Origin of the sequence: Occallatibacter riparius (assembly GCF_025264625.1) — a bacterium.
GTDB classification, from domain to species: Bacteria; Acidobacteriota; Terriglobia; order Terriglobales; family Acidobacteriaceae; genus Telmatobacter; species Telmatobacter riparius.
The window spans coordinates 614225-627421 of the sequence record NZ_CP093313.1 but is presented as its reverse complement, the minus strand read 5'-3'; the positions used below and the strand labels follow the sequence as shown (position 1 = coordinate 627421).

The 13197-nt window shown below is 58.9% G+C and carries 12 protein-coding genes and 1 pseudogene; 1 reads left to right on the top strand and 12 read right to left on the bottom strand.

The annotated features are described in order from the left end of the window. Positions 1 to 82: 82 nt before the first annotated feature. The 9 genes and pseudogenes from MOP44_RS02395 to MOP44_RS02360 all read right to left on the bottom strand — a co-directional run bounded on the left by MOP44_RS02395 (position 83) and on the right by MOP44_RS02360 (position 10048). Complete coding sequence (locus MOP44_RS02395) at positions 83 to 1588, bottom strand: Gfo/Idh/MocA family protein (protein ID WP_260794298.1); 1506 nt, start codon at positions 1586 to 1588, stop codon at positions 83 to 85. Between the two features lie 63 nt (positions 1589 to 1651). Next, positions 1652 to 2518, bottom strand: coding sequence for a sugar phosphate isomerase/epimerase family protein (locus tag MOP44_RS02390; RefSeq protein WP_260794297.1), 867 nt, complete (start codon positions 2516 to 2518; stop codon positions 1652 to 1654). Positions 2519 to 2686: 168 nt separating this feature from the next. Beyond that, a complete protein-coding gene (locus MOP44_RS02385; RefSeq protein ID WP_260794296.1) occupies positions 2687 to 5212 on the bottom strand; it encodes an ABC transporter permease in 2526 nt (841 codons plus the stop codon). Further along, a pseudogene (locus tag MOP44_RS27965) lies at positions 5166 to 5354 on the bottom strand (permease prefix domain 1-containing protein); the annotation flags it as partial. The gene MOP44_RS02385 and the pseudogene MOP44_RS27965, both read right to left, overlap by 47 nt. Positions 5355 to 5358: 4 nt before the next feature. Then, positions 5359 to 5703, bottom strand: coding sequence for a PadR family transcriptional regulator (locus MOP44_RS02380; protein WP_260794295.1), 345 nt, complete (start codon positions 5701 to 5703; stop codon positions 5359 to 5361). A gap of 165 nt (positions 5704 to 5868) precedes the next feature. Beyond that, positions 5869 to 8610: an ABC transporter permease gene (locus MOP44_RS02375; RefSeq protein ID WP_260794294.1), complete on the bottom strand. Its 2742-nt coding sequence runs from the start codon at positions 8608 to 8610 to the stop codon at positions 5869 to 5871. Between the two features lie 8 nt (positions 8611 to 8618). Next, on the bottom strand, positions 8619 to 8966 hold the full coding sequence (locus MOP44_RS02370) for a PadR family transcriptional regulator (protein WP_260794293.1): 348 nt from the start codon (positions 8964 to 8966) through the stop codon (positions 8619 to 8621). A gap of 99 nt (positions 8967 to 9065) precedes the next feature. Continuing rightward, entirely contained in the window at positions 9066 to 9452 is a 387-nt protein-coding gene (locus tag MOP44_RS02365; RefSeq protein WP_260794292.1) for a DUF4406 domain-containing protein, read from the bottom strand. Further along, positions 9449 to 10048 carry an NUDIX domain-containing protein gene (locus tag MOP44_RS02360; RefSeq protein ID WP_260794291.1) on the bottom strand — a complete coding sequence of 200 codons (600 nt, stop codon included), beginning with the start codon at positions 10046 to 10048 and terminating at the stop codon, positions 9449 to 9451. Before MOP44_RS02360 ends, MOP44_RS02365 begins: the two co-directional genes overlap by 4 nt. Before the next feature lie 55 nt (positions 10049 to 10103). Between MOP44_RS02360 and MOP44_RS02355 the strand changes: the two genes are divergently transcribed. Beyond that, a complete protein-coding gene (locus tag MOP44_RS02355) occupies positions 10104 to 10859 on the top strand; it encodes a DeoR/GlpR family DNA-binding transcription regulator (protein WP_260794290.1) in 756 nt (251 codons plus the stop codon). Between the two features lie 66 nt (positions 10860 to 10925). Here MOP44_RS02355 and MOP44_RS02350 read toward each other — a convergent pair whose 3' ends face one another. From MOP44_RS02350 to MOP44_RS02340, 3 genes are all read right to left on the bottom strand, one after another. Then, positions 10926 to 11933, bottom strand: coding sequence for an alpha/beta fold hydrolase (locus tag MOP44_RS02350; RefSeq protein ID WP_260794289.1), 1008 nt, complete (start codon positions 11931 to 11933; stop codon positions 10926 to 10928). 137 nt (positions 11934 to 12070) lie between these two features. Beyond that, positions 12071 to 12772 carry a hypothetical protein gene (locus MOP44_RS02345; protein WP_260794288.1) on the bottom strand — a complete coding sequence of 234 codons (702 nt, stop codon included), beginning with the start codon at positions 12770 to 12772 and terminating at the stop codon, positions 12071 to 12073. After that, the gene (locus MOP44_RS02340) at positions 12772 to 13170 is read right to left on the bottom strand and encodes a PadR family transcriptional regulator (RefSeq protein WP_260794287.1); all 399 of its coding nucleotides are present in this window, start codon (positions 13168 to 13170) and stop codon (positions 12772 to 12774) included. The genes MOP44_RS02345 and MOP44_RS02340 overlap by 1 nt, the downstream gene beginning before the upstream one ends. Positions 13171 to 13197 lie beyond the last annotated feature (27 nt).

The window sequence follows — 13197 nt, the reverse complement described above, 5'->3', positions numbered from 1 at the left end:
CCAGCTTACCAGAGCGGCTGGGGAGATTCATTTATCGGAGATTGGCCCCAGTCCCTTCGTGACTTGGCGATTTATGGCTCGCTTATGCCTGGGGATCCCAGCCCTTGCGGTATTCGCGGGCCAGATACTTGTTGGCATCTGCGAGGTTGGTGATCTTTTGGGACTGGCCATCGTAGATCAGCTTCTTGCCGGTGCGCAGTGCGACGGCGTAGAGGTTCACTGCCTCTGTGATGGGCCATGCGTTCAGGAAACTCGAGGGCGGTTGCGATCCGCTGCCGCGTACGGCGGCAATCCACTGGCGCATGCTGGGCGCAACCTGTTTGCCGCGGGCATAAGTCGGCGGGGGCTGATCTTTGGGCGTTCCGCCTGGCAATATCAGTTGCGGATCTTCCAGCATGAAGCCGGAGAGGATCTTCCCCTTGGTGCCGGTGAACATCATGCCCTCGACGGGAAGCTCTTCGTTTGCGGCCTCCAGCTCCTCGGGTGTGGGAGGGCGCATGCCGCCGTCGTACCAGACGAGGTCGACAGGGCCCCGAGTGCCGCTGGCCGGATATTTGAAGCGGACGGAGGAGGCGGTGGGGAACGAATAGTCGTTCTGCACCTGGAAGGCGATTCCGTTGTTGAATCCGCAGACGTGCGTCTTCGCCGGTTCAATGCTGGTGGGGGACTTGAGATCGAGAGCATTGAAGACCGCCCAGAGGCTGTAATGGCCCATGTCGGCCATGGAACCTCCTCCGAAGTCATACCAGCCGCGAAACACCATGTGCGTATAGTCGGGCGAGTAGGGTCGCTCGGCTTCAGGACCGAGCCACAGATCCCAATCGAAGCCATCAGGAACAGGCGCGGCGGTGGGGAGGTTGGTGTACTGGGGCCAGACGGGACGGTTGGTCCAGTTATGGATTTCGCGGAGGGTGCCGATGGCTCCGCCGTTGATCCAGGCCATGATCTGATCCATGGAACCGTTGGCTTCCCAGGGCATGAAGTGCGTGGCGACACCGGTTTGGCGCGCAGTTTCGATGACGAGCTTGGCTTCCTGCAATCGATTGGCGATGGGCTTGTGCAGGATGACATGCTTGCCCTTCTTCATGCAGGCGATGCTGATGACGCCGTGAAGATGATCGGGCGTCATGATCTTGACTGCGTCGATGTCTTTTTCTTTGTCGAGGAGCTCGCGGAAATCGGCGTAGGACGCGCAGCCCTTGTAGGTTCCGCTGGGCTGGTCGGCCGCGTAGTAGGTCTCGACGAAGTTCTTGGCCAGGTCGCGGCCTCCGGGGACGATGCCTTCGGTGCCTTTCATCCAATCGGGCTTCTCGAGGACGGTGCGCAGTTCGTTGAGGAGGTCGTCCTTGCCCCAGTCGCGGTATCCGATGGCGTGCTGGGAAGGGTCGCAGACGGCGACGATCTGGATTTCAGGGCTCGCCATGAGGCGCGGCATCTCGCGAAGACCCTCGGTGCCCGTGCCGATGTGCGCCACGGTGATCTTGTCGCTGGGAGGGACAGCGCCGCTTTTCGCCAATACATGGCGCGGGAGGATGGTGAAAGCAGCGGTGGCGGATGCGGCTTCAAGGAAATCGCGCCGATTCAACATGAATGTGACCCTTTCTGCTTTGTTGCTCATTCGGAATAACAAGGTGTGCGGGTGCTGGCCGGCTCAGACGCTCAGGGACTTGAGGTAAGGCACGCTTGCCGGCATCAATGAGGGATCTTCTTCGAGTTCGACGAAGTAGTTCTTTACGCCACCGGTTTTGGCCGCCGCGAAGACGGACTTCCAATCGACGACTCCCTTGCCGATCGGGACCTGGCGGAAGCCGGATTTGGTGGAGGAGTCCTTTACCCAGTCCTGGCAGTGCATGGAGAGGAAACGGCCGGGATACTTGTTGAAATAGGTCACCGCATCGTAGCCCTGCTGCGCGGTGGATACCTGGAACTGCAATTTGGTGGTGGCGGGATTGAGTGCGGCGATCATCATGTCGTAGACGGGTTTGCCGTCGATGTGCTCGGAGACGAACGCTTCATTGTGCAGCAATGCGACGATGCCAGCGGCGTGCGCCTTTTCGGCGAAGGCGTTAAAGGGCTCGACCATGCGCTTGACGTCGTCGGGTGACTCGGTGGTGCGGGGAGCCCAGGGGCCGAGTGCGGCGATCGCCATCTGCGTCATGCCGAAGTCCTTGGCGTAGGCGATGCTCTGGTCCGCCTTTTGGAAGAGCTCATCTGCACCCCAGTGCGCGGAGATGCAGCCGAGGCCCCAGTCTTCGAGCATGCGCCGCAACTCCTGTGGCTTGTATTTCTGCAGGCTGGAGAATTCTTCGTAGCCGTAGGGCGAGCAGAGCTCGATCTGCGTGAAGCCGGCTGCATGCAATTGCTTCATGGTGCCGGCGAAGTCCGAACCGATCGACTTGCGCACGGGATAGGTCTGACAGCCGATGGGCAGACCAAGCGGATCAGCGAATGCGAACTGTTTGGAGGAGAGAAGAGCGGCGGCAGCGGCCCCTGTGGTGAGAAACTCTCTGCGATTCATAAGTGTGCGTGGCCCCATGGTGATCGATGGAAGAAATATAGCACCTGCCGAAGGGGTCTCCGACCTTGTCGATGAGCATTCCAAATGAGAGTGGCTTGCTGAAGGGAGAAATCAAGGTCGCGGCTGGCAAACCGGAAAACGGTCTAGTCGCAGCCGCTATGCTGCAGCTCATTCATAGCGCAATGCTACTGACGGATCGATGTTCATCGCTTTCCTGGCGGGCAGATAGCATGCCGCGAGGGCGATTAAGGTCAGTCCAATGACTACGGCCGCCATCGTAACAGGATCGTTTGCGCCGATGCCATAGAGGACGGGGGCAAGCAGTCGCGATGCTGCGAAGGCTCCCATGAAGCCGATGCCCAGGCCAATCGCGGAGAGGCGCAAGCCCTGGTTCATCACCATTTTCATCACATCGCTGCGGCGCGCGCCTAACGCCATGCGCACTCCGATTTCGTGCGTACGCTGCGAGACCATGTAGGCAATGACGCCGAAGAGGCCGATGGCGGTCATCACGACAGCGAGGAGTCCGGAGACTCCGAGGAGCCAGCCTACTGCCCGGGCGGGGAACAGGGGAAGAGCCATGTACTGCTCGATGGTCTGTCCATCAGTAGCCGCCATGAGCGGGTCGACGATTGTGACCTCGCGCTGAATTTCGTCGAGGAGCGTGCGGGAGTCTCCTGTGGAACGCACTACGATGGTGCGCTGAGGATGCAGACTCGGTAGAAACATTACAGCGGCGGGGGGCTCACCGAGGGTGTGGTACTTGCCGTCCTTTACAACGCCGACGACCAGGCGCGTGGATTTCTCATCGTGCATGGCGAGGCGCCTGCCCACGGGGTCTTCTCCGGGCCAAAGCCGGTTTGCGAGAGTCTGATTGATGACGACTGCGTCGGCCTTGTCGCCGTTGAATTCTTTCTGAGTGAAGTCGCGCCCGCGGAGAAGGGGGATGCCCATTGTCTGAAAGAATCCGGGAGAGACGCGATAGAAGTCGACCTCTGTTTTGTCCTGGTTGGGTCCGGAGTCCTTGCCGACCGTTGTTCCCGAGCGCGAGGTGCCGAGGGGCAGAAAGGCTGTGTAGCTGGCCGAAGTGACTCCGGGGAGTTGCCGAACCCGATCCAGAAGGCGGGTGTAGAACTCGTCGATTTTTGCGGGTGAGTAACCGAGGTTGCTCGGGTCAAGTGTAGTGAGCGCGATGTGATGGGTATCGAAACCGGCATCGATGGCGTTCGCATTCAGGAGGCTTCGCACACAGAGCGTTGCTCCGGCGAGAAGCACAACGCAAGCGGCCATTTGCGCGACGACAAGCGCGCTGCGGAGGCGCGATTTTTTCGGGCCGGCGGTCTGCGTTTCTTCCTTAAGAATGCGGGCGGCCCGCACGGCACCGGCACGTAATGCTGGAGCGAGGCCGAAAACCACGCCGGTGGCAATGGAGATCGCCGTCGTGAACAGGACGACTCGCCAGTCGATGGGAATGGAGAGTGTGATAGGAATGCTCGCGGGCTTCAGCATCATGAGCATTCGCGAAGTAACCCAGGCCACGGCAATGCCGGCTGCTCCAGCGAGTGTGGCGAGCATGAGGCTTTCAATGAGCATCTGGCGCACGAGACGTGCACGACCCGCTCCGAGTGCCGCGCGCGTTGCCATTTCGCGTCCGCGGCCGGTGGCGCGGGCCAGCAGCAGACTGGCGGCATTGGTACAGGCGATCAGCAAAACCAGCGCGAAGACGGCGAGGAGCCCACCGGTGAAAGCGGCGACGTATACACGGAACGGTCCGGGGACGAGCGTAAGTGGATAGACGATGGCGTCCTGAAAATCGTTTTTGCTTCCGTTGTTGTGGTAGACCTGCTGGGCGAGCACGTGCATCTCTGCCTGCACGCTCTTGCGGTCGGCGGTGCTGCGCATTTTGCCCGCGACGATAAGCCAATATGAGTTGCGGCTGGTGAAGCGTTCTGCAACTTCGTGCCGAAAGCGCGCCATCACAGTGAGCGGCGCCCAGAAGTCGGGATCCATGCCGACCATGAGGCCGGTGAATCCGGCTGGTGCCACACCGATGATTGTGAATGCTGTGCCATTCATGATCAGCGTTTTGCCGACAACGTTTGGATCACTGTTGAGCTTTTGCTTCCAGAAGGGATAGCTCAGGACGATGACCTGGCGCGGGTTCGCGATGTTGTCGTCGTCTACGGAGAGCGCGCGGCCGAGGACCGGGTTTATTCGGAGGAGCGAAAACAGGTTGCCGGAGACAAATTGCGCATGAAGGATTTCGCCGGAGCCCTGGTGATTCCAAATTGCTTCTTCGGGATCGCCGTCGAAGGCCATGAGGCCCTGAACTGATTTTGCATGATCGCGGTAGTAGGCGTAATCGGGATAGTTGAAGGGGCCCCAGCCTTGCACGCCGCTGGATTTCGGGTCGTGCAGCCAGATCTCGATAAGTTTGCCGGTGTCGCTGACACCTTGAGGAGGACGGAGGAGAAGGCCATTCACGAAGGTAAATACGGCGGAGTTCATGCCGATGCCAAGCGCAAGTGCCACGACTACAGCGGCACTTGATATTTGGGCGCTTGGCGAGCATTCGCATACCGAAGCGCATGTCGCGCCACCATTCTGAAGGGGAGAGAAGGCCGCGTTGGATGCGCTGACGTTCCTTGAGCCCTGTGACGTTGCCGAATTGGCGTCTTGCCGCACGGGCGGCATCGCGCGGATTCATGCCCTGCGATTGGTAGCGCTGTTCGAGCAGGGCGAGATGCTCGCGGATCTCGTCGTCGAAGCCGCCGTCTTCGCGGTGCTGTCTGGCTTGCCCTTTCAGTTTCGACCAAAGGATTCTGAGTCTTCGCATCGGATCACCCCTGCTTCTGGAGCTTCAGGACGCGATCCATTACGCCGGCTACGCGCTCCCAGTTTTCGGTCTCGCGATCGAGTTGTTTCATGCCCTGTCTGGTGATGGAGTAGAAGCGTGCGCGGCGGTTGTTCTCGCTAGTACCCCATTTTGAGGCGATCCAGCCTTGCTGCTGGAGACGAAGGAGGGCGGTGTAGACCGTGCCCTCATTCAGGTCGAGAACTCCGTCACTGACCTGCTCGATACGTCGAGCGATGCCGAAGCCGTGAAGAGGCCCCATGGCATAGAGCGTTTTGAGAACCATCAGGTCCAGTGTTCCTTGCAGTACCTCGGATTTTGCCTCGCTCACGGCTTCGCTCCTTTGGATATTCCATAGAAGCTATCATCGTCACCTTTGGAATGTCCAGAGGAATTTCCCTGGGCGCTAGATGTCTGTCAGGGGGCGACCAGACCGGACCCGTCCTGTGAATGAAGCCTTATAGTTGTTTGGCTACCACTTGCGAAGCTGAATCGACTACTCCGTCCTGAGTGCCTGCATCGGGTCGATGGAAGCGGCGCGTCGCGCGGGGATGAATCCTGCCACCGTGGCGCAAATCGTCAACAGCAGAATCGCTCCGGAAAAAGCCAGCAGATCGTAACCGCTGACCTTGTAGAGAAGGCTGGCCATGAGATGACCTGCGAGAAGCGCAGCGGGAACTCCGAGCGCAAGGCCGATAAGAATCTGACCGAGCGCGTTGCGCAGGACCATGAGCACTACGGCAGAACGCGCAGCGCCGAGAGCCATGCGGATGCCGATCTCGCCCGTGCGCCGCACCACGTAGTACGACATCACTCCGTAGAGGCCGACGGAAGCCAGCACGAGTGCCAGGATTCCGAACAGACTGGTGAGCCTCGCAAGGAGTCGGTCCTGATTAAAGTTCCCGGCAATTTCCGCATCGTAAGGGCTGAAGCGCAGGACGGTTAGATTTGGATCAATGGCGGCGAGTGTCTTGCGGGAGAGAGCCTCGGCATCGGGAGGCACCTGGGCGAAGTCGAGAATGATGAAACTGACGAACATGGAGCTCTTTTCGCCTGCGTCTGATTCCGACTCCTGATAACCGGTGAACTGTTGAGACAGCGGACGAAAGAAGAGCGGTCCTATGTCCCGGCGCGGATCGGTCATCTTGAAATCGGCAAAGACACCGACGATTTCGAAAGCTCCGGAATACTGCGGTTTGTTGACTCCAAAATGCTTTCCTATCGGGTCCTCATGGGGAAAGAACTGTTTGGCGAAGGCCTGGTTCACAACGGCTACCTGTTGCGACGTCGCGGTGTCCTGTGGAGAGAAATTGCGCCCGCGCACAATGGGGACGCCGATGGAATCAAGAAACTGATTGCTGGCACGATCCCAGACGGACATGCAATGATCGTTTGGCCCCGGGGCAGGATGCCCTTGAGGAATGACGCAGGAACCCCACATGTTGCCACCCAATGGGATGTAGCGGACCAGGCTTACATGGCTCATTGCCGGCAATGCAGAGAAACGCTCTTCGATCTGACGGTAGAGGGCGGGGAGCCGGTCGAGTGTGTAGCCAGTGCCTTTGGGATCGAATTGCAGTACGAAGCGATTTGTGGTCGCGATGCCGAAGTCCTGATGCTCCAGATTGCGGAGGGACCTGGTCATGAGAAACGCGCCTGCGAGCAGGACCACGGATAAAGCCACTTGCAGAACGACCAGCGCTCTTTGCGGCAAGGATGCACTGTCTCCGCTGGAGCGGTTCGCTCCTCGAAGAGCATCGGCTGGCCGCGCATGCGAGGACATCCATGCCGGGGCCATGCCGAAGACGACGCCTGTCAGCAGCGAGACGAGGAATGCAAATCCGAGCACGGAGAGGGAAGGGGTCGCGGCGATGGGCATGTTTCTGGCACGGGGGAAGGCGAGGGCCAGCATCATGTGCGAGCCCGCATAGGCGACGGCCAGTCCTGCGGCTCCTCCGATGAGGCTGAGCAGCACACTCTCGGTAAGGACCTGACGAATGATTCTGCGCCGCGCCGCTCCAAGGGCCATGCGCACGGCTACGCCAGCGCGCCGGGCGGTGGAGCGCGCAAGCAACAGGTTGGCCGTGTTGGCGCAGGCGATGAGAAGAACGACTGTGGAGAGAATCATCAACAGACGCAGGCCGGCACCGGTTTGTTGCTGTAGTTTCTGGATACCTCCGCCAGCGGGAGCCAGAGTTACATGCTGCCGTGGTATCAAGGCCGCTTCGCCATGGTCCGTGTAGAGCGGGCGAGTGGCCAGCCACTGCCGCAGAGTTATGGACAACTTAGCTTGCAGAGCTTCGATGTTTACGCCGTGACTTACTCTGCCTATTGGATAGAGCCATAACTCGTCGTCTTGCTTCACGGCCGAATTCGCGCCTTCAAGCAGGGGCTCACTTGCTAAGGGCATCCAGAGGTCAGGCGGATTGGCGATGACACGATCGCCAAAGAAGCCGGGAGGAGCGATGCCTGCGACGACAAACGGGTGCATTTGTACATAGACTGTGGAGCCGATGATCGAGGCGTCGGCGCCGTAATCGGACTGCCAGGTCTTATAGCTCAAGACAAGGGCAGGAGCCGCTCCGGGCGAGTCATCAGTATCGTTCAGTACGCGGCCCGCATAGGCGGAAATGCCGAGAGTGCTGAAGTAGTTGCCGGAGACATACTCTGTCCGCATGGGTTGTGCCGGCGCTGCACCTCTGCGCACGGTGTAGCTGTTGCCTCCGGCTTCGACCGCTGCTAGCTGTTCGAATTCCGGCGCTGCCTGCTTGAGGCGAAGGTAGAGATCGTAGGAGAAGAGATCGAAGTCGCCATTGTCATTCTGGAAGTTATTAAAGTAGCAGCAATCATCCTTGTCTCCGATGCGGTAGAGACGGGAAGGATCATTCACCGGAAGCGAGCGCAACAGGATGCCGTGTACAAGGGTAAAGATGGCGGAGTTCGCGCCTATGCCGAGAGCCAGCGTGAGCACTACCGTCACTGTGAAGCCCGGCGACCTGTACAACTGCCTCAATGCGTAGCGCAGGTCCTGGACCAATAAGTCCAGGCGCAACCATCGCCACTGCTCGCGCGTTACATCCGCGATCATGGGGACGCTCCCGAATTCGCGCAGCGCCGATGCCCGCGCGTCCGCGGGCGATTGCCCCCTTGCGATGCGGTCGGCGATTGCCATCTTCAGATGACTCGCAAGTTCTTCTGCCAGATCGGATCTGCGCCGCAAAAACTGAAACAGTCTCACGAACCACCTCACTTTGCAGTCATGATTCCTTCAATGGTGGCGACCATCCTTCCCCAACGTTCATAGTCGGAGGCCAGCTGCTCTTTGCCCAGCTTCGTGATCTTGTAGAACTTGGCGCGCTGATTGCTTTCGCTCTTCTTCCACTCAGCCTTGACCCAGCCTTGGCGCTCCAATCGATGAAGAGCCGGATAGAGCGAGCCGGTTTCGACCTGCAGGACATCTCCGGAGTTCGCCCGGATGGCCTGGCTGATGCCGTAACCATGCTGTTCTCCCCACTGGAGCGTCTTGAGTATCAGCATGTCCAGCGTTCCCTGCAGGAGTTCGATTCGGTTCTGGTAGGAATTCTTCGTTGCCACAGGCTGTAGATCCTCTACATCAAATGATGTAGACAATCTACACCATTGCGCTGAGCAACGCAAACGCGAAATGTGTGCTCGGGATGCTGCTGTGTCGATCTAAGCGATGGTTACGCCGCAGCCCGGCACATCTTCCAATTTGAACCAGACCTGGAGGCCGAGTTCCATTGCGAGGCGCACATCTTCGTCGGCGCCTTTGGAAGCGCCGGGCAGACGGAGTACGCCATCGCAGCGGGTAATGAGGCGATTGGCCACGGGGTAGAGGATCTCTTCCCAGGCGGCATCGCCGGGCCGTTCGCAACCGGCTTCCCTGAGCAGCGGCAGCGCAAGCCATTCGCCAATCACGGGGATGTGGCCGGCCCGGAAGAGAGGGAGAGCCGCATCTTCGAGTGTGCGGAGATTCTTTTCCATGAGCGCGGGATCGTCTCCGGTTCCCGAGCGATAAGGACCAGCAATCAGGATCATGAGGGAGGGAGTGGTCTTCATGCTTGCCGCTCCGCGAAAAGATGCAGGGCGGCGTATTGCAGCAACATGATGGTCTTGCCGTCCTGGATGAGTCCGTTTTCGATAGCTTTGCAGGCTTCCTCAAAGGGCAGTTCAAGGACCTCAATGTCCTCGCCCTCATCGATGTTGCCGCCGCCCTGGTGCGCGCGGGGTCCAAGCTCATAGGGGGCGACAAAGAAGTAGAGCCTTTCGGTGACGGATCCCGGGCTCATGAAAGCTTCGAAGACGCGGGTGACTTCGCCGATGCGAAAGCCGGTCTCTTCCTCTGCTTCGGCGCGAATTCGCTCCTCCGGGCTCGCCTGATCCAACAGACCGGCCGCGGCCTCGATCAGCATTCCAGAATGGCCGTTCACATAGGCGGGATAGCGAAATTGCCGGGTGAGGACGACGCTTCGGCGTTCACGGTTGTAGAGGAGGACGGTTGCGCCGTCTCCGCGGTCGTAGGTCTCGCGCGTCATCTCCTGCCAGACGCCGTTTCGGCGTCGAAGGGCAAAGCGGGTCTTCTTCAGCAGGTACCAGTCGTCGGAGAGGGTACGAACATCCAGAACGCGGACCTCGGGCTGGTAAGGAAAGCTCATAGTCGGAAAATAGCGTGCAGTTTCGTGCAATGTCAAGTATTCTCGTGCAAGAGACATGTTGACTTCTTATCGCAAGCAGCAATTGCTCGAAATGCTCAAGGCCGACGGCAAGCTCGTGGCGAAGGATCTGAGCGCACGGTTTGATGTGTCGGAAGACACGATTCGCCGCGATCTGCGGGAGCTGGCGCAGGAAGGATTGCTGCAGCGGGTGCATGGGGGTGCTCTACCCGCCTCACCCGCGATTGCCGACTTCGCGGGTCGCGAGCAAATCCGTCATGAGGGCAAGGTGGGAATTGGACGGACCGCGGCGGGGCTCATCCAGCCTGGGCAGACGGTGATTCTGGACGGAGGCACTACTGCACGGGAGATTGCGCGGCATCTGCCGCCACAACTCCAAGCAACGGTGATCACGCACAGTCCGACGATCGCGATCGAGCTTGTGGAGCACAAAGCTGTCGAAGTCATTTTGCTGGGGGGGCGGCTCTTCAAGCATTCCGTCGTGTCAGTCGGGGCTGCATGCTTCGAAGCCATCAGCAGAATTCGGGCAGACCTGTTCTTCATGGGCGTGACGGGCATCCATACGCAAGCCGGATTGACGACAGGCGATTACGAGGAGGCCGCAGTTAAACGGGCGCTCAGCAATGCCGCGGCGGAGACGTATGTTCTCGCATCGGCTGAAAAATGGAATGCTGCATCGCCTTATCTCGTCCTGGGTTTGAGTGAGGTTGCTGGCGTGATCACGGAGCCGGACATCGGCGAAGCGATCACGCAGCCATATCGTGAGCTTGGGCTCTCCATTCTGCGGGGATGAGTGACACCACGGAATCCTTACTTCCGCCGCGGGGGCACTCGCGCGGCGCGGCATAACAGTGCGCCATTAGTGAAGAGTCGCCATGAAGGCATTGATTTCGCGAAGCACGTCTGCTTCGTTGGAGCGAAAGATGAAGTGATCGGCGTTTGGGATACGGACGACGCGCGCCTGCGGATTGCCCGCCTGGAACGCGTCGGCTTGCTCTGAAACGCGGGCCTTGTCTTCGGCAACCATCTGCGCGAGCTTCGATGGGTCCTGAGCACCCGCCGGTCCGAAACTATGGGGATCGGCGAAGATGGCGAGCACTGGGCATTTGACGCCCTCGAATCGCTCGACTCCGCGCTGAATAGCCACGCCGATTCTGAGGTCTGGCGTGATAGGCGGTCCCGGAATTGTGTCCGGCATTCCTTCGAACTGTTTCAAGGTTTCCTGTAGGTCTCGCTGATAGTGAGGAATGCTGACGTTGAGAAGATGTTCGGTCCTCGTCCTCATCTCTTTTGGTGAGGCAGGAAACACGAGATCCTGAATCTCTGCGCGCAGCAGTTCGGCATCGACTATGGGGTCACCATGCGAAGCGGACGCGTTGTAGTAGGCGTAGCTGTTGGCAGCGTCGAGGTAGACGAGCCCAGCTACTTTCTCAGGAGCATGCGCGCCGATATAACTAAGCTCTTCGCCGGCAAGCGAGTGACCAATGAGAACAGGCCTGGTGATGTGCAGGGCGTTCATCACGGCGAGCACGTCTTCTCCGAGGCGAGTGGCCGAATAATTCTGGCAGTCTGGAGCAGGGGCACTGGATGCGCCGAATCCTCGACGTGTGATGCCATACACGTGATACATCGCGGTCATCTTCGGCGCGAATGTGTCATAGACGTGGGCGTCGAATCGAAGGCCTGCAAGCAGAATCACGGGAGGTCCCGAGCCGCCCCAGTCAACCACTTCCAATTTCACATCATTTTCTACCGGGATCATCTGAACGGTGTGAGCGGTGGTGTCTGCGGGTTTAGCAGCATCCTGTTGCGCGGGAGCGGCTGCACAGGCTAAGGCGAACGATAGAAGTGGATACAGTCCTTTCAACTGATGCCTCCTTGAAGAACTCAGCTTGCGCTTTCGGCGATGGATCGGAGTTAATTCCATAAACAAGAAGAAATAGTGCCAGCTCTGCGAGATTCCGTGGGTCCTGATAGGACATGATCTAGAAAGTTATTGGCTGTTCAAATGGGATTCGTCGTGGAGTCGATAAACGGCTCATCTGCCTGATCATTTCCGTGTTCGTGCGCTGTTCCCCAAAGCGCGATCAGCATAGCGGCAAAGTAGGGGAAGCGAATGAAGTCGGCGAGAAAGCTTAGATCTGATACCTGACCAACGAAACTGGATGCGAGTCTGGCCTGGCAAAGGCTGGGGATTGAATACCAATAGAGGTCCGCAACCAGGAAAGTCACACCGGAAATGAACGGGAAGACGAATGCCGCGATCCAGAACGAGCGCTGCGCCGACTGTTGGGGAAGGGGCTTGTGAAGGACACGATGAACTGATCGATAGACGAGCAGCCCCGCCCAGAAAAACACTGTGTGTATCACCATCCAACCGATGAGAGCCAGGGGTAGCCAGACCGATTGAAACTGTTGCGATGCTTTACCGATTGCAGATGAGGTTTCGATTGAATCGATGGTTGCGAACCATGCCGGTGCGAGCATCGACCACAACAATGCAAAGACAAGTACCGGGCCTCGAGCGCATAGACTGTTGCACCAGGAATGAATGCACGCGATCGCAACCTGCTGCCAGTACCATGCGTTGGATCGGCCCAGCCTGAAGGCTTCGATCAGATCGCCGTCGAGCGCTTCGTCGCGATATCCGGCAGTGAGGTGCCGCAGCATCCACGTTGCAAGATAAGGAGGTTCTCTGCGCTTCATCAACTCTCCTCCGCCGCACCCATTTTCATGTCGGGCATCTTCTGCCAGAGGTGCGTGAGAACCCGGCGCATTTCCTGTACTTGACGCCTTCCTTCTTTTGTAATCCGAAAGAAGCGCTTGGCCTTGCCGCCCCGCTCCGGAGTCGGATCACCAAGCATGGAAGTGATCAGCCCTTTCGCTTGGAGGCGCTCGAGCGCCGCGTACACGCTGCTAACCGCAACATCCGCCTTGCGGTATTTTTCCAGTTCGCGCGCGATGGGGACGCCGTATGCCTCCTCGCCAAGGTGGATCACGGCGAGAAGAAGCATCAATTCCAGTTCGCCAAGGTAGCTTCGCTCTGGCATTAGTTCCACAATAGTGAAGAAATCCGGCCCACGCAACATCTTTTTTCGCTTCAATCTGCGTGGGACGATCAGCCGAGTCGT